Raw genomic sequence first — 21408 nt, 5'->3', positions numbered from 1 at the left:
ATAACACATATGATAAAATCACTTGAAGAAGGGGGAGGTTCCATGAAGATCGTATCAATCGAACCAACACCGAGTCCGAATTCGATGAAAATTAACTTAAGTGAAGAACTAGCCGCAGGTGATACACGGCAATTCAAACAAGGAAGCAACCTTGATGACGCACCTGATTATATCCAGAAACTAATGGCGGTTCCTGGAGTAAAAGAAATTTACCATGTAATGGATTTCATTGCATTGGAACGAAATGCAAAATATGCGTGGGAAGATATATTACCAGGAGCAAGAGAAGCTTTTGGTCAAGAAAGTGACGAGGATCAGACATCTTCCACAGCTCTTGAAGAAGATTTTGGAGAAGTCAAAGTGTTTATCCAAATGTTTAGAGGCATTCCTATGCAGGTGAAATTATTAGATGGAGATGATGAGCATCGCTTTGGTCTTCCTGATCGGTTCATGGAAGCAGCGATGAATGCTTCATCAGCATCTGACAATATGGTGATGGAGAGAGAATGGAAAGAGCAAAACCCTCGTTATGGATCTCCAGAAGAAGTTGGAGTGGAGGTTTCTGAAGAACTAGCTGCCACCTATGACGAGAAAAGGCTCGAATTACTTGTGAAAGAAGCGTTTGATCCAAACCGAGATCGTTCTTCTCAGAAACAAGAAAAGAAACATGTAACGCTTGAGATGCTTGATCACCCAGAGTGGAAAGAAAGATATGCTGCGTTAGATCGCTTAGATCCTGAAATCACTGATTTGCCTTTACTAGAGAAAGCACTTCAAGATGAAAAAGCTTCCATTCGTAGGTTAGCTGCAGTTTATCTTGGTATGATTGAATCAAAAGAAGTGCTGCCATTGCTTTATAAAGCATTAAATGACAAGTCAGTAACTGTTCGACGTACTGCTGGAGATTGCATGTCAGATCTTGGGTACGTTGAAGCTATTCCAGAGATGGTGGAAGCACTTTCAGATAAAAACAAACTCGTGCGCTGGAGAGCAGCAATGTTCTTATATGAAGTTGGCGATGAATCCGCAGTACCTGCTCTAGAAATGGCGATCGATGACCCAGAGTTTGAAGTGAAAATGCAAGCAAGAATGGCACTTGAGCGTATTAAAGGCGGAGAAGAAGCTAAAGGCTCAGTGTGGCATCAAATGACTCAAGCACGTAAATCAAAATAAAGGGAGGTTCTTTAGATGAACCCATATGAAGAATACATGAAACAAATGGCTCAGCCGATGCGTGATGAACTAACTTCAGCAGGCTTTGAAGAACTTACAACTGCTGAAGAGGTAGCTGAATTTGTAACCGGAACAAAAGGCACAACTCTCGTAGTAATCAATTCAGTGTGTGGCTGTGCAGCAGGGTTAGCACGACCAGCAGCTCGTGAAGCAATTGAAAATGAAAAGAAACCCGACCACTTCATAACTGTTTTCGCTGGTCAGGATCGTGAAGCAACTTCAAAAATGAGAGAGTATTTAGAAGGGTACGAGCCTTCTTCACCATCTATGGTGTTGATGAAAGGTGGTCAGGTTCTTCATTTCATTCCTCGTGAGGAAATAGAAGATCATGAAGTAGAAGACATAGTGGATAACCTTACAGGTGCATTTGAGCAATATTGCTAATAGCTAATGCTCCACTCTATCTATAGAGTGGGGTTTTCTTATATAAAATTGTTTGGAGGTATTCGTGATGGAACATATATTTGAATTAAAAGGAAGCTATAAAGGTGGAAGAAAAGGAAAAGGTGAGGTCCGTTCTGAGAACCTTTCAACAGATGTAACGATCCCGACATCAATGGGAGGATTAGAGGAAGGTACGAATCCTGATGAACTTTTATTAAGTTCTTCTGCTGCTTGTTATTTCATGACTCTTGGTCTTTATCTTGAAGCAAAGAATATTTCATTTCATGATATTAAGATATCTTCTAAATTAATTGTAAGTGAAGAAGGAAGAGTACATGTTGAGTCTATTCATCATTATCCAGTCATCTATTTAGAAGAGTCACCTGATGAATCGCTTAGAAAACGGATCTTGGAGATAGCAGACCGAGCAGAAGATGGTTGTATGATCACTCGTGCAATCAAAGGAAATGTTAACGTGTCTGTTGAACCGTCAATTGAAGTAATGTGATAGCTTTATTGAAATTCATTCGCTCTATCAAATGTAAATTCAAAACCAGCTATTTGCATTCTAGCGAGAATTTATTATAATAATATTTTGGAGCGGGTGAACGATTCTGTTATAGAAACAGTGAAACAAAGGAGATACGATTATGAGCAATAAAGACTATCGCGTATTATTGTATTATAAATATGTGCAAATTGATAACCCAGGTGAATTTGTAGAGAAACACCAAGAGTTTTGTAATGAACATGAATTAAAAGGTAGAATTTTGATTGCTGAAGAGGGAATCAACGGTACGGTTTCTGGAACAGTTGAACAAACTCAAGCGTACATGGATATGATGCACGCAGACGAACGATTTTCAGACCTTTTCTTTAAAATCGATGAGGCTGAGGAGCATGCATTTAAAAAGATGCACGTTCGCGAACGTCCTGAATTGGTAACACTCCGTCTTGAAGATAACCACAACCCAACACAAGTCGGCGGTACGCATTTAAAACCACAGGAATGGCGCGAAGCGATGCAAGATGAAGACGTCATTATCCTTGATACTCGGAACGACTATGAGTACGAGCTTGGACATTTCAAAGGTGCAATTAATCCAGATATTAAGAACTTTCGTGATTTGCCAGAATGGGTACAGGAAAACCTAGCTGACAAAAAAGATAAAAAGATTCTCACATACTGCACAGGTGGTATCCGTTGTGAGAAATTTACTGGTTGGATGATCAACCAAGGCTTTCAGGATGTTAACCAGCTTGATGGTGGAATCGTCACATATGGAAAAGACGAAGAAACGAAAGGTGAGTTCTGGGATGGTAAATGTTACGTTTTCGATGAGAGAATTTCGGTGCCAATCAACCAAAAAGATCACGTGGTTGTAGGAAAGGATCACTTCACTGGTGAGCCATGCGAACGATATGTGAATTGTGCCAATCCAGACTGTAATAAACAAATTATTACCTCTGAAGAGAATGAGCATAAATACTTGCGTGGCTGTTCTCATGAGTGCCGTGTATCTCCACGTAATCGCTACGTAGAAGAGCATGGATTATCTGAAGAAGAAGTAAATGAGCGTATACAAGCGATCATGAAAGAAAGTATTCAACAAGAAGTATAATAAAAAGCTAGCTGTCAATCTGACAGCTAGCTTTTAGTTTTTGTCGTACCTCATCTTATTTACTTTAAGTAAGTGATCCACTTTCGATAATCGTAATTCTTCAAGTTTCTCCAATAGGTGATGCAACGTAAGTTCCATCTTACATAGTGCTTGGAACAATTCACCGTGTCTTCGTTCTTTATTATTTTCTGATAGACTAATATAGCCTTCTAATAAACCGGGGAGTTCTGTTGTAATCATACGCTTTACTGTATGGCGTTCTTCAATATCGAGAAGGTCAAGTTCGGGCAACATCGTTTTAAAGAGATTGACAAGTCGAGACGTTCTAGAGTGAATGACACCTTTAATAGCTGGATCTGTTAATAGGTGGTCGATTAATTGGATATGCTCTTGTAACGTAGCGTCGACTTTTGATGCATGCACAACGTGCTTCGGGCCTATTAACGCCTGATCTAACTGGTTAATCCGATTGAATATCCCAGAGAAATAAGGCGAACGTTTAACGCTTCTTTTGATGATTCGCCCACGATCATTGATTAAAATCAGCCCTTGTTTGCATTTACCATGGTCTCTCGAAGACGTTAGTTGTCGTTCCCATTGGATATAAAACTTCTTAGGCGCAGAAGAGCGGTTTTTTTGACTGTCATACCCAGAAAAAAGAATGATATTTCGTTTGATTTTCAAGAAAATAGTAAAGCCTTTCTCAGTGTGTTTCCATTTCTCTTGTTTATCTGCTCCAGAAGATATCCTTAGAATGAATTCATCTAAAAGTTCCTCTGCAAAGTTAAGAAATTCATATGAACCAACGTCTTGCAATAACGTTGATTCAACGGTCTTAAATCTGGGAGGCAAAAATTTCTCCACCCATTGGTATTCAGGAGAATTGAGTAGCCTCACTTTAATTCCCTCCCCTCTTATAGACGGTCAGCTGCTTCAGAAAGCTCCTTTTGCTTTACTGTTGATCCGTCAAGCTTAAGCTTCATTTCGTTGTTTAGCTGCTCCATCTCTGTAATGAATAGTTTACCACTGTCGATAATGCGAGCATTTGATTTTTCTGTAATATCGATTGCTTCGAATACATCGTTGTAAGCCTTACGGAATGATTCGATAGCAATGGCCGGTTTTTCAAGGGTTTTTATCGTTTCTTCTGTGTTTTGTTTAAGCATCTCGGCATTTCGAAGTAACATCGATTCAGTTGCTTCATTTACATTTTGAACAGCTGAAATGACCTTTTGCTGATTGCCAAGTGCAAGTTGGATAGAAGCGGTGACCGTGATGATATTTTTAGTCATTGTGACTGCATTGAAGATGGCTTCTTCAAGTTTCTCATTATTTTCAATGATTAAATCAACTGAAGCCATCGATTGCCTTAATACCATTACAGCTTGAGACATATTTTTGACTCGGCTCACTACTTTTTGTTGCGCTTTTTGTATTGGTAAAGGATTTTCTTTCCATTCATCTTTTGCAGCTTCTTCATCAAGCATCGTCATTAACGTCTGGCCCAGTTCCATCTGGTCTTCTAGTCCAACAATACGTTCTCTAGCAACACCCTTCAGTTCTCTTAACATTAAGTTATCTTCCTGTAGCTTATCTCTACCAGTTAGAAGTGATTCAACAATCACTTCAACTTGTGATTCAACCGTTTTATACTTTTTGGCATATTGTTCGATTTCATTTCTACCAAGTACTTTGTTTAAGAGTTTGTTGACCTTTTTTTTCTTTAAGTAGGTTGGTTCAAGTTCTGATACATGCTCTCTTAATTTATGAAGATTCTCGGGAAGGTCATTATCAGGTTGATCGATCATCCCTTTAACTGGGCGCTTAAGTGCTTCCAACGATTGTCCTGCATTTCTCTGGGCGTCTTCGCCGAGTCCAGACAAAGATTGCATGATTTTATCAGAGTCATCTTCATTATAAAAGCTTTGGATAATTTCCTCGGCTTTTTCTCGTTGTTTATCGTTTTGTTCAGATTGATTGTTCATATATGTCACTCCTTCAAAAGAATGAATTGTTATGCTTCTCGTAATACCTTATACGATGGATAGAACAAAAAGTTTCAAGAACTAGTCAGCAATCTTAATTCCCTTCATCGAGCTGAAACAAACTTTTTAAAGAACAGATGTGTTGCAAGTAAGAAACGCTGGTGATATGTTTTAAACGGAAATAATTCTTGATGGGGAAGTGAAGAATTTGAAGAACGTGAAAGTATACACTCAGCCGGCTTGTCCGCCATGTGAGTTTGTGAAGCAATATTTTGATATGCATGGAATCGAATATGAGCTGTTAAATATTAAAGAAGATGCCGATGCGCGAAACGAACTTATCAATACTTACGATTCGTTATCTACTCCTACGATTGTGATCAATGGAGAAGTAATCATTGGTTTCAAACAAGAGCTCATCGATGATTTGTTAAATATTTCATAGTAATTTGTATTAATCGTAATTGAACCAGGATAAGTAGTCAACTGGAGGAAGGTGACTTTTGTGATAGAAAAATTTATTCGTAACAAACGTGAAGAAGAGTTGTATAATTTAGCGCATGGAATCAGTTTAGAATTGCGCGAATTTGCGAACATAATCGATGAGAAAGCAGCGATTCCAGAATCAATCGTAGATCGTTTCAGATCAACGGGTTACTCAGCCTTACCCGTCCCTACCAAATATGGCGGTGAAGGTCTTTCATTATATGAACTTGTATTGATTCAAGAGGAACTTGGCAAAGGAGAAGGGGCAACAGCGCTTTCGATTGGATGGCACTTAGGAATTCTTAAAGACTTGAATGACCGGCGTCCCTGGAATGAATTCACATTCGGCAGGTTAGCGAGAGATGTTGTCGGAGGGTCAATCATTAATCGTGCACAAACAGAAGAAGAGACTGGAGATCCGACAAGAGGTGGACTCCCAGTAACGATTGCAGAAAAAGAAGCAACTGGTTATCGAATAACCGGAAGGAAGACATTTACTACTCTTAGTCCTCATCTTGATCAAGTCATTGTTAAAGCTACAGTAAGAGACACTGATGAACCGGCAGATTTCCTTCTATCGATGAATGACGAAGGGGTATCAGTTGAAGAAACATGGGATGCTCTCGGGATGCGAGGGACAAGGAGTGACGATCTTGTGCTAAATGATGTTTTTGTCCCTTCAGAAAGGTTGTTGGAAGTGTATGACAAAGAGCGCAAAACAAAATCGTTACCTCCAGGTTGGTTGTTACATATACCTGCCGTCTACCTCGGCATCGCTGAAGCTGCTAAACAAGAAGCAATCGATTTTGTAAATACGTATCAACCGAATAGTTTGGATACATCTTTAAAAGAAGTTCCGCACATTCAGGATAAATTAGGTCAAATTTCGTTAAAACTCCTAAGCGCACGTCATTTCCTTTATTCTGTTGCAGATCAGTGGGATAAGTATCCAGAGCAAAGAATGGCTATGCAATCTCAATTATTTGCTGCGAAGCATCAAGCTGTAAATGCAGCATTAGATATTGTTGATCTTTCTATGCGAATTATTGGTGGTCGAAGCATAATGAAGAAAAACAGGATTGAGCGTCTTTATAGGGATGTTAGAGCGGGGCTCCATAACCCACCGGGTGATGAATTAACTCTTCAAGTATTAGCGAAGAGTGAATTATATTAGGGGATTTTGATGGAATAAGTTTCATGAAGTTCGGTTTTCTGGAAATACGGCCTTCGATTTCCTATTGAAAGGAGAATGAAAATGCTCTAACCTTTCTAACTGTGGCATTAAAGCTAGATAGAAAGGGTGGGGTTAAGTGAGGAAACAATTATCATTATTCATGATCATGAGTCTTTTCTTAAATTTATTTTCCTACCAATCTCATCAGGTTGAGGCGGTTACGTTGGTTAAGGCGGAATCCAAATTACCTACTAGGAATGTGAAAACACCTTCACAAACAAAACCGGATCCAGATACAAAGCATCAGGTTGCATTACGTATGAACCTACCTATAAACAATATGAAAGACGTTAAACAAGTAAAGGGCGAGCAATTATCTGTTAAGAAATATTCTGTACAGGAGATTGAAATGCTTGCTCGCTTAATAAATGGTGAAGCAAGAGGGGAAACCTTCGAAGGAAAAGTAGCAGTTGCGGCTGTGACGTTAAACAGAGTTCGCTCATCAAAATTTCCGAACTCGATAAAAGAAGTGATTTTTCAGAGCGGAGCATATACAGCCGTTTCTGATGGGCAGTACAGTAAAAAGCCTGGTAAGAAAGCATATCGAGCTGCATATGAAGCGTTGCAAGGTGAGGATCCAAGCTCTGGAGCTTTGTTTTATTATAATCCTAAAACAGCAACTGACACTTGGATTCGAAGCAGGCATATTATTAAGACAATTGGAAAACATGTCTTCACAAGATGAAATCCTCCAGACTCTGGAGGATTTTGTGATATCATCAGGGTGAGAAAGCAATAGTTTTGGTGAAGGAGTGAAGGAATCATGTCAGATAAAAAGTCTTTTGAAACAGGAGATCTCGTCACAGCTGGTTACAAAACAGGGAGATATATAGGTGAAATTGTGGACGTGAAAACTCCTAAAGTAGTTATAAAGATACTTGCCGTTATTAAACATCCGACTCAAGGAGATTTGCATAATCCTAAACAGCTTGATGTACCGTTATTTCATCAGCGCAAAGCACTTTCACAGTTTGAAAAAGCGCTTGTTCCAGTATCAGCAACCAACCATTATGATGAGGAAGTTCCAGATTATCACCAATCATTAAAAGAAGCGGTGGAGACTCAAGCCAATGAGTTGAAGCACGAAGGTGGGCGCTGGGCAGAAGCATCCTTGATCGAACTTGAAAAGCTTAAAGACGAATATTTTACTTCTTAATCCTCACCTTTACATTACAACAGAAATCAGGTAAGATTTAATACTGATTTTAGAACTCGCAAAAGGTGGTTTTTGACTTGCAATCAGAAGCTTCAGCATATCAAGTGCTGTTATTCTATAAGTATGTAGAAATTGAAGATCCCGAATACTTCGCTAGAAAGCATCTCAAATTTTGTGAATCTATAGATTTAAAAGGTAGAGTGCTTATAGGAAAAGAAGGGATAAATGGTACTGTCTCTGGGCCTAAAGAATGCACAGAACAATATATGAAAGAGTTAACGAATGATCCGCGATTTGCTGATATCGAATTTAAAATTGACGACGCAGAGTCGCACACATTTAAAAAGATGCATGTACGTGCCCGAAACGAAATTGTATCACTACGTCTTGATGACGATATTGATCCAAATGAGACAACGGGAAATTATTTAGAACCGAAAGAATTTATGAATGCCCTTGAAAGTGGTGATGTGATTGTGATCGATGCGCGTAATGATTATGAATACGATATCGGTCACTTTAGGAATGCAATCCGACCAAATATTAAAGCATTTCGTGAATTACCTGAGTGGATTGAAGAAAATTTATCCGATCAAAAGGATAAGAAAGTACTTACTTATTGTACTGGTGGAATTCGTTGCGAGAAGTTTTCAGGCTATTTAAAGAAGAAAGGTTTTAACGACGTTTCACAGCTACATGGTGGCATCGTGACATATGGAAAAGATCCAGACGTACAAGGGAAGTATTTTGATGGGAAATGCTTTGTATTTGATGACCGCCTGGCTGTTGATGTGAATCAAACGGATGAGGCCACGGTTGTTGGCAAATGCTATCACTGTGGGACTGAGGCAGATATGTACATCAACTGTACAAACGTTCAGTGTGATAAACTTCACATCGTTTGTGATGACTGTCTAGATTCTCATCAGCGCTACTGCTCATCATCTTGTAAAGAAATTTCAATGTCACACCAATAACGTTTTGAAGAAGCACAGTGTCGGCCACTGTGCTTCTTTTACATAGTAGAGGAAAGGGGGGGAAGTATGTGTCTAATAGCGATTGCGATCGATCAAAACCCTGAGTATCCATTTATCTTGATTGCAAATCGGGATGAATTTTATGAGAGACCAACAGAAGGAGCTCATTTTTGGAAAGATCAGCCTAACCTTTTGGCGGGAAGGGATTTAAAGGCGTACGGTACATGGCTCGGAGTATCAGTTGAAGGGAAAATTGCAGCCTTAACAAATTTTCGTGAACCTTCAGAACCAGATAAAGAACAATCAAGAGGTGAACTACCTGTTCGTTTCCTCACTCAAAACGTGGAAGCTTACGACTATTTGGTCAACCTTCAAAGTTTGAAAGCGAACTATAATGGCTTTAATTTAATTGCAGGTCGTTTTGATGAACTATATTATTATTCAAATCGAGAAAATGAAGTCAGAAAAATACAAGAGGGCATCCACGCAGTAAGTAATCATCTTTTGAATACTAGCTGGCCCAAAGTTAATCTTCTAAAAGAAAATTTATCAACTTATCTTTCTCAAAATGAGGACCCTGTTCCTGAGGAGCTTTTGAAATTACTTGATCATGAAGTAGTAGCACTCGATCGAGATCTCCCCGATACTGGAATTTCACTAGAATGGGAAAGAATGTTGTCATCCATATATATTCAATCAAACACTTATGGAACTCGTGCCCAGACAATCATTATGGTTTCTAATACAGGAGAAGTAACGTTCGTTGAAAAAGCTGGTAAAAATATAAACAAGTTTCAATTTTTCATTGATCCTTCATAATACGTGCTTTGCTAGAATACATTATATCTTACCTTAACAATTACCATTCGATTATGGTAACAAAGACCTGGTTTCAAATAGGTCTTACAGGGGTATTTAAGAGTTACTAAGTATGAGGAGGGGTTTTATTGAAACGAAAGCGTCACTATGTTGAAGAACAGCTATTAAGGGAAGCCTCTAATATTCGTGAGTATCGAAAATTAGATGTAGAAGTGATTGCAAAGAAATACCCTGAACGCAGTGCGCCTCCAAAGAAAAATAAAACTCTCGTCCAAACGTCAGTCTAAGCAGGGGGGAATCCCTCTGCTTTTTTATTTCAAAAAAACTATTGCATAACATCAAAATAATTGATAAGATAAATCTTGTCCTCATAAAACAACTTCTTTCGACAAACATTTAATAAAATTAAGTGTTGACGAGAGTAACCATGTAGTTATACAATATAGAGGTCGCTGTTTATTTGGAGGATTAGCTCAGCTGGGAGAGCATCTGCCTTACAAGCAGAGGGTCGGCGGTTCGAGCCCGTCATCCTCCACCATTTATTTTTCCCGAGAGGGCACAAATTAGAATTTAATTACATAGTTTTTGCCGGTCTAGCTCAATTGGTAGAGCAACTGACTTGTAATCAGTAGGTTGGGGGTTCAAGTCCTCTGGCCGGCACCACACGCGGGTGTGGCGGAATTGGCAGACGCGCTAGACTTAGGATCTAGTGTCTTACGACGTGGGGGTTCGAGTCCCTTCACCCGCACCATTTGAATAGTAACATTTTATTTATGCGCCCGTAGCTCAATTGGATAGAGCGTCTGACTACGGATCAGAAGGTTAGGGGTTCGACTCCTCTCGGGCGCACCATACATATTTGGGGCCTTAGCTCAGCTGGGAGAGCGCCTGCCTTGCACGCAGGAGGTCAGCGGTTCGATCCCGCTAGGCTCCACCATATTGGAGGAATACCCAAGTCTGGCTGAAGGGATCGGTCTTGAAAACCGACAGGGGCTTAACGGCCCGCGGGGGTTCGAATCCCTCTTCCTCCGCCATTTGCGGGTGTAGTTTAGTGGTAAAACCTCAGCCTTCCAAGCTGATGTCGTGGGTTCGATCCCCATCACCCGCTCCAATATTGTGGCCCGTTGGTCAAGCGGTTAAGACACCGCCCTTTCACGGCGGTAACACGGGTTCGAATCCCGTACGGGTCACCATTTTCAAAGAAGTTTACAGGCTTCTCACCCAAGGGTTCCCCTGCAGAAGTCACTCCAAGATGATAGTTCAGCAGGACTAGCTAACGCGTCGGAATCCCGTACGTGTCACTATTTTCATTGAAGCTTCATTTGAAAATAAATAATTGATTATCGGCAGCACACTCAATGAGGTGCTTTTTTTGTTGTTCAAAATGAACCTCTCACGCGGATAGGGCATACAGTGTCTATATCAAGTGAGAAGGGATGGAACATATGTATAGTGAAGAGCATGAACACATTGAATATCACATTCATACCTATCATAATCCTAGGCAACAACAGGAGCGGGTGATGCAGCCACCTTCAAGTCCGCCATCGACCGCGCCACAAATGCCACAGTCACAGCAAGTAGGGGCTCAAGCTGTTGATCCATTTGCGATTAAAGGCTGTTTATTCCGCTACACATATATTTGGATGAAAGGTGGAAATAGATTCTGGTTTTGGCCTGTTTATGTTGGACGAAAGTCGGTATCTGGCTTTCGCTGGACGGGACGGAGATGGGTTTATACAGGAATTGATCTGAACAGAATTGAAATGTTTACTTGTTAAAACGTTGAGCGCTTTTTAATTAAAGCGCTCAAATTATGTCACAGAATATTCGAAAAACAACTGGCATTTTATTCTTCTTCATGGGACAATATAAGAAACCTTTTCATGAGAAAGTCAGGTGTAGACATTGAGCTTTCCATTATGGACAAGAAAGCTATTTGTAGCATTCATAGCAGTAATCACACTAGGAACCGTCATTCCAACGGAATATTTACAGGATATAAAACCCGAACAAACAGCTGAAGCAAATTATCAGAAAGAAGTTTCGTCACATGTTGTCGAGGCTGATCCTCCCGATTTATTTGAAGGAATAGAGTCTAGTCCTATAGAATGGCCAGACATTGCTTCATTTTCTCCTTCCTCTGAAGTAGTAGAGGGATTTGTTTCCTACGCAACACTCAGAACGGAAGAGTTAGGAATACAAAAGTTTGGCGATACGATTGCGAATCGTGTAGGCTCAGAATACATAAATGTAATTGTTCCGAAAGTAAATGAGGTCATTACTTCTAAAATAGAAAAATTAGATGTGGATGCCGTTCGTTCACTTCGCTTGACGGATAATCCGGCGGGCGGTTATGGTGAACGTATCGTACATGTATACAATGAACAAACAGGAAATGATTTGATGAGGTTCCATGTTCGTCGAGACCATCCGCCTCAAGAAGGCTACTGGTTTAACTTCCATTATCATGACGATAACGATAATTTTAGTGAGCATCATGAAGTGGGTAAAATTTATTGGGATAAAAACACTCCGCCTAGATGGCTCTCTTAATGAGAGGCTTGCGGGGTGTTTCTGTTTAATTGGAAGGAGAATAGATAAAAGATGGAACTCGTTCAATGTATTAGAGATGTTTTTGAAGAAGATCCATTAACTGGCACTGAAAACGGAAGGAAGCTCTTTAGGAAGGGAAACTTTTACCCAGCTTATCAAGACGATCAAGATAATTGGGTAACTGTTGATGATGAAGGGGAACATCACATTATCGCAAGTGGTGAAACACCAATAGAGGATTTTTGGTTTCTATATCGATTCCGAATCGCATAAGAAAACGCTGCTCATTCGAGCAGCGTAACATTATTTCTTTTTAGGGCGCGCATTCTGCGGGCCTCTTTTTTTATTCATTTGAAGAGCATCTTCACCGTTCTTCATGCCCTGTTCACCTGTTTTAGGGTCATAGCCATTACGATTCTTCATCGAGTAAACCTCCTTTAAGAGTGTCACTCATTACTATGCCCTGATCATTCTTAAATTAAAACATTGGGTTCTCTTCAATAAACTGATAAACATTTTGAACAAGCTCATCCGATGATGTGGCGGTTACACGCTCACCATTCACGAGACAATACATTTCCTGGCTACATAACGTGCAGTGTCCTAAACAAGAATATTCTAAAACATCGAGATCGTCGTCTTTTTCGAGAATCTCCATTGCTTTATGTGAACCACTCGATAGATTGCTCATGCAAAATTCAACGATTGGATTCATGATCTTATCACCTCAATACAAATTGCAATATCTACACGGTATCCATTTTATCAATAAGGAATGGAAATGAACAACCTTTTGCATGTGAGCAATATAATAATCACTTTTTAATAAATAAGATATACTAATGAGTAAAGAATATGGTTTAATTCTCATAAAAAAGGAAAAATAACATAATGAAGTTTTAAGAGGAGGGTCATTATGTATAAAGCAGTTATCGTAGGAACTGGACCAGCAGGTTTAACAGCTGCAATTTATTTAGCAAGAGCGAATATGGAGCCACTCGTAATTGAGGGACCAGAACCAGGTGGCCAATTAACATTAACAACGGATGTTGAGAATTTCCCTGGGTTTGCTGATGGAATACTAGGCCCAGAGTTGATGGAGAATATGAAGAAGCAGGCTCTACGGTTCGGAGCAAGAATTGAAAGAGGCTGGGTTAAGGATATCGATTTCTCGAAAAAGCCTTATACATTAAAGACGGATACACTTGGTGATGTCGAAGCGGAATCTGTGTTGATTTCAACTGGTGCGTCTGCGAAGCTATTAGGGATTCCAGGAGAATCTGAGAACATGGGTAGAGGTGTTAGTACTTGTGCAACATGTGATGGATTCTTTTTCAGAAATAAGAAGATTGTTGTAATAGGTGGCGGCGATTCCGCGATGGAGGAGGCAACTTTCCTTACCAAATTTGCTTCAGAAGTTACAGTTCTTCATAGAAGGGATGAACTTAGGGCTTCAAAGATTATGCAGGAGAGAGCAAGAAATAATGAGAAAATTACATGGAAATTAAACTCTTCGCCTGTTGAAGTCGTTTCTGACGGACGTAAAGTTAGTGGTATTAAAGTAAAGGACAGTGATTCCGGGAAAGAAGAGACAATCGACACAGATGGTATCTTTGTAGCGATTGGCCATAAGCCCAATACTGACTTTCTACAAGGTAAGATTGATATGGATGACAAAGGCTATATCAAAGTTGAACCAGGGACAACGCGGACGAATCTACCGGGAGTTTTCGCATGTGGAGATGTGCAGGACTTTACTTATAGGCAGGCCATCACAGCAGCAGGCACAGGTTGTATGGCTGCTATGGACTGTGAAAGATTCCTTGAAGGAAATGCGTTTATTGATTGGAGTATGTAGTAAAGAAACGGAGGGAGTGAACCCTCCGTTTTTCTATTGGATGTCTAAATAATTTATGGTATCTTTTATACGATCTTTCTTAGGTATCTTTATTTCGAGGATACCATTTTTATATTTACCTTTCATATTCTCCATTGAAAAGGTATATGGCAGTTTAATTATTCTGCTAGTACTCGAATATGCTCTTTCCTGTTTATAGTACTTCTGCTTATCGTTACGTTCTTCTTGGAAACGATCCGATTCAATTGAGATACGTAGGCCATCACCTAATGGCTCAACTTTTATTTGGTCTTTAGAGATGCCGGGAAGTTCAGCTTCGACGATAAAAGCCGTATTCGTTTCATAAAGATCTACTCGAAAAGCCTGCTGAGGAAGTAGGTTAGAAAACGGATCCTTGAAGAAGTCATCAAATGTATTTAACCAATTTTGAAGGTTTGGATCTTGAAGAATTTTTGGAAGTTTGTCTCCTTTTCCCATTTCACAAATCATCCTTTCCTTAATTTCTCATATAACATATGATGTGTGAATGAGAACGTTCCAGTGGTACAATAATTTATAGCGCTTGTATAGGAGGGAAAGCATGAAAACATATTTACAGCTTTGCGAAGAAATATTACATAACGGAACAAAAAAATCCGATCGAACAGGAACAGGAACAATAAGTGTTTTCGGACACCAAATGAGGTTTGATTTACAAGAAGGTTTTCCTGCTTTGACTACCAAGAAACTTCATTTACGTTCAATCATCCATGAGCTACTTTGGTTTATTAAAGGAGAGACAAATGTTAAGTATCTACAGGACAATGGGGTCCGCATTTGGAACGAATGGGCTGATGAGAACGGTGAATTAGGCCCTGTTTACGGTCATCAATGGCGATCTTGGACAGGAGCTGATGGAGAAACCGTAGATCAAATTCAAAAAGTAATCGAGCAAATTAAAACGAATCCAAATTCGAGAAGAATGATCGTAACCGCTTGGAATCCATCACAAGTAGATGATATGGCACTTCCTCCATGTCACTGTTTGTTCCAATTTTATGTCGCTGATGGAAAGCTATCTTGCCAATTGTATCAACGGTCTGCTGATGTTTTCCTTGGCGTACCTTTTAATATCGCGTCTTATGCGTTACTAACGATGATGATGGCCCAGGTTTGTGATCTTGAACCAGGAGAGTTTATTCATACACTTGGTGACGCTCACATTTACAATAACCATATTGAGCAGGTTGAGTTACAGTTAACTCGAGAACCAAGAAAGTTACCTAAGATGAAGATTAATCCTGATGTGAACTCTTTATTCGACTTTACTTTTGAAGATTTTGAGCTAACTGAATACGATCCGCATCCTCACATCAAAGGGGAGGTATCCGTATGATTTCCTTTCTTCTTGCAATGGACGAAAATCGAATGATCGGCAAAGATAATGATTTGCCGTGGCATTTGCCAGCAGACCTTAAGTATTTCAAGAAAATGTCATTGGATAAATCTATTGTAATGGGTAGGAAGACGTTTGAATCGATTGGCAAGCCTCTTCCAGGAAGAAAGAGTTATGTGATTACTAGAAGAGATTTAACAATCGATGACGTCACGGTTCTGCATTCGATCGATCAATTTTTAGAGTTAGTAGAAGAAGATAAGGAAAAAGAGTGGTTTGTGATTGGAGGAGCTGAGGTTTATCGCCAGCTTCTGCCTTACGCAAATCGTCTATATATCACAGAAATACATGAGGAATTTCAAGGTGATGCTTCCTTCCCTGAATTAAGAAGTGAAGACTGGGAAGAGAAGTCCAGAGTACAGAATAGGAAAGACGAGAAAAATCCTTACGACTACGATTTTGTCGTATATGAAAAAGCATAAAAAGAACTCCGGATCATGGAAAATCCATGTGACCGGAGTTCTTTTTTAATATTATTTTTCTGGTCTAGGACCTGGATCATCTAGCCCAGAGCTTTCTACAGTCATTGTGGGCTTAACCTGACAATCACCGTTAACTCGAACCTGACAAGATAAGCGCAGATTTTCTTCTACACCTTTACGTTTAAAAGCTTCTTTTTCAATGTCAGTTAGTTCTCCAAATTCACCATCAAGAACTTCTACACGGCACGTGGTACACTTTGCTTTTCCGCCACATCGATGAAGAATATGAACGTCATTATCTTCGAGAGCTAATGTAAGTTTTGTTCCCTCTGATACTTCGAATGTTCCATAATCTGGTACTGTTACTTTTGCCAAAAGAAATTCCTCCTTTATTGAAATTATGTTCCCCATACCCTTCTATCATAGCCGAAATGAGCGTTTAATTATAGGGTTTACGCATAAATGCAAAAATACGTCGAAATATGCTTAAAGATGTCAGGTAAGGGTAAATACATACTATTGAATGATCAGATGGAGGAGAATTCAAATGGAGAAAAGATATTTCACAGAACAGGAAGCAAATGAGTTAATTCCAGAAATAAAACGAGAGCTTGGAAGCCTAAAGCGGGTAACTCAGGCTTTCAGTGAACATTATGAACAATTAGAGCAACATAAAAAAACATTGCTGTTTCGTAATAAAACCAAAGTGGATGAGGACCTCCTGTTCAAGAAAGAATCGAGGATGGAATTCATGGAATTAGAAGCTCAGACGTTTATCCGTAATATATTAAGTATAGGTGTGAAAATAGTCGATATCGAGAGTGGTGTGGTATCCTTTCCATCTTTCGTTAACGGGGTAGAGGTTGAGTTATACTGGCATGAAACGCAAGAAGCTGTGTCTTTTTCCCGAGAGGCGCTCCAAGCGCATGAATTAACGAAAGAAGACGATCAAGTTTGATTATCCTTCTAAAATTTCACATACCGTAATTAGTATAGAAAATTAAATTCTGAACACCTTATCATTAGTGGAGGTGAAGATGAATGAAAAATCCTAAACAAGCTCACAAACATGAATCGGAATTTGCAAGTGAACTATCTGCGAATCAAAACAACAACAAAAAACATAAGAAGAATAAAAAACAAAAAAAGAACGCGTAGCTAGAAGGATCATCAACAACGAAGAAGGCTGACGAGAATTACTCGTCAGCCTTCTTCGTCTGGGAGGGGAAACATATTATACGGGGAAATAAAGGGCATTCCATTTAAAATGAAAGCTTGATTAAACGAATCTGAGTAACATTAAGCGATAATAGTGAATTAGTTCCCTTATAAACTCAAAAAGGGTAAAATAGAACACAGACTAAAGAGAGAAAAGGATGAGTGTCATGAGCTTGCTTCAAGCTGAGAATATTACCAAATCTTATGGAGATAAAACTCTTTTCGATGAGATAACTTTTTCATTGGAAGAACGACAAAGAATTGGTTTAATTGGCGTAAACGGGACGGGGAAATCATCGCTACTTAAAATCTTAGCTGGGCTCGAATCAGCAGACAGTGGAGAGCTTTTTCACGCTAATTCATTTCAAGTTGAATATCTTCCTCAGGATCCGACCTTTAATGAGGATAAAACGATTCTCGAAACGGTGTTTGATAGTGATGTACCATTATTCAATGCGGTAAGGAATTACGAAGAAGCGCTTCAAAATGTTACAGCCGATGCTGAAGATACTGAAGTACAGGAACGCCTTCTTGTTGCGCAAGAGACAATGGACCGTCTTGATGCATGGGACTTTAGTACAAAGGCGAAGACAATACTAACGAAGCTCGGTTTAACGAAGTTTGATTCTATGGTTAATACGCTTTCTGGCGGTCAGCAAAAACGTGTTGCATTAGCAAAAGCTTTTATTCAGCCAGCAGATCTATTGATTTTAGATGAACCTACCAACCACATCGATCACGATACTGTTGAGTGGTTAGAACAATATCTTTCTACATATTCAGGAACTCTTTTACTCGTAACGCACGATCGTTATTTTCTTAACCGGGTGACGAACCGTATATTTGAACTGGATAAAGGTCGTTTGTTTGAATATGGGGGTAATTATGAAACATTCCTCGAACAAAAAGCACTTCGTGAGACTAGAGAACAAAAAGAAGCTCATAAACAAAACAGATTACTACAAAGTGAATTAGAATGGTTGAAGCGTGGAGCAAAAGCAAGAACAACGAAACAAAAAGCTAGAAAACAGCGAATTGAGACGATGAAGGATGCGCCTGAGTATAAGACAGAGGGTAACGTGGAAATGGCGATCGGCTCAAGTCGACTTGGAAAGAAGGTTATCGAGGCGGAGGATATCTCAAAAGCCATAAATGGACAGCCTATTACAGACAATTTCAGCTATCTTGTTCTTCCGCAAGATCGAATTGGAATAATAGGTGCCAACGGTTCAGGGAAAACAACACTTTTAAAGATGCTTGCTGGTCGAATACAACCAGATAGTGGGACAGTAGAGATAGGTACCACCGTCAAAATCGGCTTCTATACCCAACAAAATGAAGGGCTAGATGAATCATTACGGGTAATCGAATATATCCGTGAAGGTGGGGAACAAATACGCCTTCAAAAGGGGGGAAGTATTACTGCCTCCCAAATGTTGGAGCGCTTTCTCTTTTCGCCTGAATTGCAATGGACGTATGTTTCGAGATTGTCAGGAGGAGAGAAAAGAAGACTCTATTTGCTTCGAATATTAATGGAAGAACCGAATGTTCTTTTCTTAGATGAACCTACAAATGATCTCGATGTTCAAACGCTAGCAGTATTAGAGGATTATTTGGCAGAGTTTCCAGGGGCGGTCATCACGGTTTCACACGATCGATACTTCTTAGATAAAATTGCAGAACAGCTTTTTGTATTCGAAGGAAGTGGTGTAATCGACCATTATTATGGTTCTTACACCGATTATCTAGACGTAAGAAAACGCGAAAAAGAACTTGAAGCAGAAGAGAAAAAAGTTTCTAATCCAAAAGATGAGTTTAGTAAAGAGAAACCTAAGAAAAATAAGCTATCTTATAATGAAAAAAAAGAATGGGAAACGATTCAACAAACGATTGAAGACATCGAACTGAAAATTGAAAAAGTGAAAGATGACATCACCAAATGCGGTAGCGATTTTGAGAAAGCTGATAAGCTATATAAAGAAGAGCAGGCTTTAACAATGGAACTAGAAGAAAAGATCGAACGCTGGTCAGACCTTTCTGAGAAAGTAGATTAAAACTGAAACCATGTATAAATTAGGTGGTTGCAGTTAGTGGGAGGTTATTGACCTCCCTTAACCATAGCGGATGATCCTTAAGATTTATTCGATACTGTGTATCCACCTGTAAACCAGGTGGATTTTTTCATGTTTAGAAAATAGTGAGAATTCGTGGTATAATTATTCAGAAAGTTAGGAATTGAAGGAAAGGAGAGGAAGGTTGAAATTATATTTATCAGTAGATATGGAAGGTATTTCTGGAATTGTAGATGATACGTTTGTTGATTCATCGAAACGAAACTATTATCGGGGTCAAGAGTTGATGACTCAGGAAACAAACCATGTGATCGAGGCTGCACTAAGCAGTAGGGTTGAGGATGTGATCGTAAATGACAGTCACTCCAAGATGAACAATCTCCTAGTTGAGAAATTACACGATGAAGCAAAACTTATTTCAGGAGATGTGAAACCGTTTTCGATGATGGAAGGATTGGACCATACATATGACGGGGCAGGATTCATAGGCTATCATGCGCGCGCATCGTTAAAGGGAATCATGTCTCATTCAATGATTCATGCAGTAAAGAACTTTTACATTGATGATACAGTTGTTGGTGAATTAGGAATGAATGCTTTTGTTGCTGGCTATTACGGAGTCCCCGTGCTATTTGTAGCTGGGGATGACAGAGCGACTGCAGAGGCAGAAACACTTATTCCAAGTGTCACAACGATAACAGTTAAGGAAACCATCTCTCGTTCATCTGGACTTGTGCCATCTCCTCGCAAAACTGGACAGCTGCTAAGGGAACAAACTTCTTCTGCGATTGAAAATCGTCATCGTGTTGATCCATTAGTTCCTCCTAAAAAACCAGTCTTTCGCATCGAATTCACGAATTATGGACAAGCAGAGTGGGCAAGTATCATGCCTGGAGCTGAAATTGAAAAAGGCACGGTCGTAAAGTTTCAAGCAAAAAATATGCTAGAAGCCTACCAAGCTATGCTTGTCATGACAGAATTAGCATCAAGAACGACATTTAGTTAGAAAGTAGGGGTTTTAGTGGCGAAATACATTGCTAATCGATTATTCGCCATGCTCATTACGCTCTGGATTATAGTAACAATCACATTCTTCTTAATGCATGCCATTCCTGGATCACCATTTAACCAGGAACGTAATACAAGCGAAGCTGTGCAACAAAACCTTGAGGCCCACTATCATTTGAATGAACCCGTCTTCGTGCAATATTTTATTTATTTAAAATCTCTTGCAACGTTAGATTTTGGTCCCTCTATTAAACAATCATCAACATCTGTTAATGAAATGATTGGAAGAGGGTTTCCTGTTTCAGCCGAGTTAGGAATGTTGTCATTAGTAATTGCAGTCATTTCTGGGGTAATTCTAGGAATATTTGCTGCACTTAAACATAATGGCATCATTGATTACATAGCAATGACGTTTGCCGTCGTAGGGATTTCGGTACCAAACTTTATTATGGCTACGTTGCTTATCCAACAGCTCGCTGTCACTTGGGAGGTATTCCCTGTGGCGACGTGGTCATCACCATTGCATATGGTCCTGCCTGCGGTTGCTCTAGCTACTGGACCGATGGCTATTATTGCTCGGTTAACACGCTCAAGTATGATAGAGGTTTTGAATCAAGATTATATTTTAACAGCAAAAGCAAAAGGAATGTCAACTTACCAGATTGTAATCAAGCATGCGATGAGAAATGCAGTTCTACCTGTCATTACGATTCTAGGAACACTTGTTGCAGGTGTATTAACCGGAAGTTTTGTTATTGAGAAAATTTTTGCAATCCCAGGGATGGGGAAATATTTTATTAATGGAATAAACGATCGAGACTATCCAGTCATAATGGGAACGACTGTTTTTTATAGTGCATTCTTAATTATGATGCTATTTATAGTGGATATCGCATACGGCATTCTCGATCCGAGAATTAAGCTTCACAAGAGGGGGAATTAG

General features: G+C 39.5%; 26 protein-coding genes and 8 tRNA genes. 29 read left to right on the top strand and 5 right to left on the bottom strand.

Annotated elements, in window-relative coordinates; all coding sequences use genetic code 11:
- Positions 1-42: 42 nt before the first annotated feature.
- The 4 genes from SJY16_RS10455 (at position 43) to trhO (SJY16_RS10440) (ending at position 3239) form a co-directional block, all read left to right on the top strand.
- A complete protein-coding gene (locus SJY16_RS10455; RefSeq protein ID WP_377889091.1) occupies positions 43-1173 on the top strand; it encodes a conserved virulence factor C family protein in 1131 nt (376 codons plus the stop codon).
- Positions 1174-1188: 15 nt separating this feature from the next.
- Positions 1189-1617 (top strand): BrxA/BrxB family bacilliredoxin, encoded by a 429-nt coding sequence (locus tag SJY16_RS10450; protein WP_377889090.1) that lies wholly within the window; start codon positions 1189-1191, stop codon positions 1615-1617.
- A gap of 67 nt (positions 1618-1684) precedes the next feature.
- Positions 1685-2125 (top strand): OsmC family protein, encoded by a 441-nt coding sequence (locus SJY16_RS10445; RefSeq protein ID WP_377889089.1) that lies wholly within the window; start codon positions 1685-1687, stop codon positions 2123-2125.
- A 142-nt stretch (positions 2126-2267) separates the two neighbouring features.
- Positions 2268-3239, top strand: a complete 972-nt coding sequence (gene trhO / locus SJY16_RS10440; RefSeq protein ID WP_377889088.1) for an oxygen-dependent tRNA uridine(34) hydroxylase TrhO — start codon at positions 2268-2270, stop codon at positions 3237-3239.
- Between the two features lie 33 nt (positions 3240-3272).
- Here trhO (SJY16_RS10440) and SJY16_RS10435 read toward each other — a convergent pair whose 3' ends face one another.
- Both SJY16_RS10435 and SJY16_RS10430 read right to left on the bottom strand, forming a co-directional pair.
- The gene (locus tag SJY16_RS10435) at positions 3273-4136 is read right to left on the bottom strand and encodes a hypothetical protein (protein WP_377889087.1); all 864 of its coding nucleotides are present in this window, start codon (positions 4134-4136) and stop codon (positions 3273-3275) included.
- Positions 4137-4153: 17 nt separating this feature from the next.
- Positions 4154-5224 carry a toxic anion resistance protein gene (locus tag SJY16_RS10430; protein WP_377889086.1) on the bottom strand — a complete coding sequence of 357 codons (1071 nt, stop codon included), beginning with the start codon at positions 5222-5224 and terminating at the stop codon, positions 4154-4156.
- A 208-nt stretch (positions 5225-5432) separates the two neighbouring features.
- On the opposite strand from SJY16_RS10430, the gene SJY16_RS10425 reads away from it, so the two are divergent.
- From SJY16_RS10425 to SJY16_RS10340, 18 genes are all read left to right on the top strand, one after another.
- Positions 5433-5669, top strand: a complete 237-nt coding sequence (locus SJY16_RS10425; protein ID WP_377889085.1) for a glutaredoxin domain-containing protein — start codon at positions 5433-5435, stop codon at positions 5667-5669.
- Between the two features lie 60 nt (positions 5670-5729).
- Entirely contained in the window at positions 5730-6884 is a 1155-nt protein-coding gene (locus tag SJY16_RS10420; RefSeq protein WP_377889084.1) for an acyl-CoA dehydrogenase family protein, read from the top strand.
- Positions 6885-7020: 136 nt separating this feature from the next.
- A complete protein-coding gene (locus tag SJY16_RS10415) occupies positions 7021-7629 on the top strand; it encodes a cell wall hydrolase (RefSeq protein ID WP_377889083.1) in 609 nt (202 codons plus the stop codon).
- 78 nt (positions 7630-7707) lie between these two features.
- Positions 7708-8100, top strand: a complete 393-nt coding sequence (gene kapB, locus SJY16_RS10410) for a kinase-associated lipoprotein KapB (RefSeq protein WP_377889082.1) — start codon at positions 7708-7710, stop codon at positions 8098-8100.
- Between the two features lie 77 nt (positions 8101-8177).
- The gene (gene trhO / locus SJY16_RS10405; RefSeq protein ID WP_377889081.1) at positions 8178-9077 is read left to right on the top strand and encodes an oxygen-dependent tRNA uridine(34) hydroxylase TrhO; all 900 of its coding nucleotides are present in this window, start codon (positions 8178-8180) and stop codon (positions 9075-9077) included.
- Positions 9078-9143: 66 nt separating this feature from the next.
- Entirely contained in the window at positions 9144-9896 is a 753-nt protein-coding gene (locus SJY16_RS10400; protein WP_377889080.1) for an NRDE family protein, read from the top strand.
- A 128-nt stretch (positions 9897-10024) separates the two neighbouring features.
- On the top strand, positions 10025-10183 hold the full coding sequence (locus SJY16_RS10395; RefSeq protein ID WP_377889079.1) for a hypothetical protein: 159 nt from the start codon (positions 10025-10027) through the stop codon (positions 10181-10183).
- 175 nt (positions 10184-10358) lie between these two features.
- Positions 10359-10434: transfer RNA gene (locus SJY16_RS10390), tRNA-Val, on the top strand.
- A 49-nt stretch (positions 10435-10483) separates the two neighbouring features.
- Positions 10484-10559, top strand: a tRNA-Thr gene (locus SJY16_RS10385).
- Positions 10560-10562: 3 nt separating this feature from the next.
- A tRNA-Leu gene (locus tag SJY16_RS10380) sits at positions 10563-10647 on the top strand.
- A 24-nt stretch (positions 10648-10671) separates the two neighbouring features.
- Positions 10672-10748: transfer RNA gene (locus tag SJY16_RS10375), tRNA-Arg, on the top strand.
- Positions 10749-10757: 9 nt separating this feature from the next.
- Positions 10758-10833 (top strand) — tRNA-Ala (locus SJY16_RS10370).
- A 4-nt stretch (positions 10834-10837) separates the two neighbouring features.
- Positions 10838-10930, top strand: a tRNA-Ser gene (locus SJY16_RS10365).
- Between the two features lie 3 nt (positions 10931-10933).
- A tRNA-Gly gene (locus SJY16_RS10360) sits at positions 10934-11007 on the top strand.
- 7 nt (positions 11008-11014) lie between these two features.
- A tRNA-Glu gene (locus SJY16_RS10355) sits at positions 11015-11089 on the top strand.
- 243 nt (positions 11090-11332) lie between these two features.
- Positions 11333-11677: a transporter gene (locus SJY16_RS10350; RefSeq protein WP_377889078.1), complete on the top strand. Its 345-nt coding sequence runs from the start codon at positions 11333-11335 to the stop codon at positions 11675-11677.
- Positions 11678-11804: 127 nt separating this feature from the next.
- On the top strand, positions 11805-12452 hold the full coding sequence (locus SJY16_RS10345) for a YpjP family protein (RefSeq protein WP_377889077.1): 648 nt from the start codon (positions 11805-11807) through the stop codon (positions 12450-12452).
- A gap of 51 nt (positions 12453-12503) precedes the next feature.
- Complete coding sequence (locus SJY16_RS10340) at positions 12504-12725, top strand: hypothetical protein (protein ID WP_377889076.1); 222 nt, start codon at positions 12504-12506, stop codon at positions 12723-12725.
- 205 nt (positions 12726-12930) lie between these two features.
- Here the strand turns inward: SJY16_RS10340 and SJY16_RS10335 are convergent, their stop codons facing one another.
- Positions 12931-13170 carry a YuzB family protein gene (locus SJY16_RS10335; RefSeq protein WP_377892169.1) on the bottom strand — a complete coding sequence of 80 codons (240 nt, stop codon included), beginning with the start codon at positions 13168-13170 and terminating at the stop codon, positions 12931-12933.
- 198 nt (positions 13171-13368) lie between these two features.
- On the opposite strand from SJY16_RS10335, the gene trxB reads away from it, so the two are divergent.
- On the top strand, positions 13369-14310 hold the full coding sequence (gene trxB, locus SJY16_RS10330; protein ID WP_377889075.1) for a thioredoxin-disulfide reductase: 942 nt from the start codon (positions 13369-13371) through the stop codon (positions 14308-14310).
- Positions 14311-14343: 33 nt separating this feature from the next.
- Here the strand turns inward: trxB and SJY16_RS10325 are convergent, their stop codons facing one another.
- On the bottom strand, positions 14344-14787 hold the full coding sequence (locus SJY16_RS10325) for an Hsp20/alpha crystallin family protein (protein ID WP_377889074.1): 444 nt from the start codon (positions 14785-14787) through the stop codon (positions 14344-14346).
- A gap of 103 nt (positions 14788-14890) precedes the next feature.
- Here SJY16_RS10325 and SJY16_RS10320 point away from each other — a divergent pair, with 103 nt between their 5' ends.
- Positions 14891-15685: a thymidylate synthase gene (locus tag SJY16_RS10320; RefSeq protein WP_377889073.1), complete on the top strand. Its 795-nt coding sequence runs from the start codon at positions 14891-14893 to the stop codon at positions 15683-15685.
- Positions 15682-16167, top strand: a complete 486-nt coding sequence (locus SJY16_RS10315) for a dihydrofolate reductase (RefSeq protein WP_377889072.1) — start codon at positions 15682-15684, stop codon at positions 16165-16167. The genes SJY16_RS10320 and SJY16_RS10315 overlap by 4 nt, the downstream gene beginning before the upstream one ends.
- Positions 16168-16218: 51 nt before the next feature.
- On the opposite strand, the gene SJY16_RS10310 is transcribed toward SJY16_RS10315, so the two are convergent.
- Entirely contained in the window at positions 16219-16542 is a 324-nt protein-coding gene (locus SJY16_RS10310) for a 2Fe-2S iron-sulfur cluster-binding protein (protein ID WP_377889071.1), read from the bottom strand.
- Between the two features lie 172 nt (positions 16543-16714).
- On the opposite strand from SJY16_RS10310, the gene SJY16_RS10305 reads away from it, so the two are divergent.
- From SJY16_RS10305 to SJY16_RS10290, 4 genes are all read left to right on the top strand, one after another.
- Positions 16715-17125, top strand: coding sequence for a DUF2203 domain-containing protein (locus tag SJY16_RS10305; protein ID WP_377889070.1), 411 nt, complete (start codon positions 16715-16717; stop codon positions 17123-17125).
- Positions 17126-17552: 427 nt separating this feature from the next.
- Positions 17553-19439: an ABC-F family ATP-binding cassette domain-containing protein gene (locus SJY16_RS10300; protein WP_377889069.1), complete on the top strand. Its 1887-nt coding sequence runs from the start codon at positions 17553-17555 to the stop codon at positions 19437-19439.
- A 202-nt stretch (positions 19440-19641) separates the two neighbouring features.
- The gene (locus SJY16_RS10295) at positions 19642-20463 is read left to right on the top strand and encodes a M55 family metallopeptidase (protein ID WP_377889068.1); all 822 of its coding nucleotides are present in this window, start codon (positions 19642-19644) and stop codon (positions 20461-20463) included.
- A gap of 15 nt (positions 20464-20478) precedes the next feature.
- On the top strand, positions 20479-21408 hold the full coding sequence (locus SJY16_RS10290) for an ABC transporter permease (protein WP_377889067.1): 930 nt from the start codon (positions 20479-20481) through the stop codon (positions 21406-21408).

The organism is Alkalihalobacillus sp. R86527 (assembly GCF_042466185.1).
GTDB lineage: Bacteria > Bacillota > Bacilli > Bacillales > Guptibacillaceae > Guptibacillus.
This window is presented reverse-complemented; position numbering and strand designations above follow the sequence as displayed.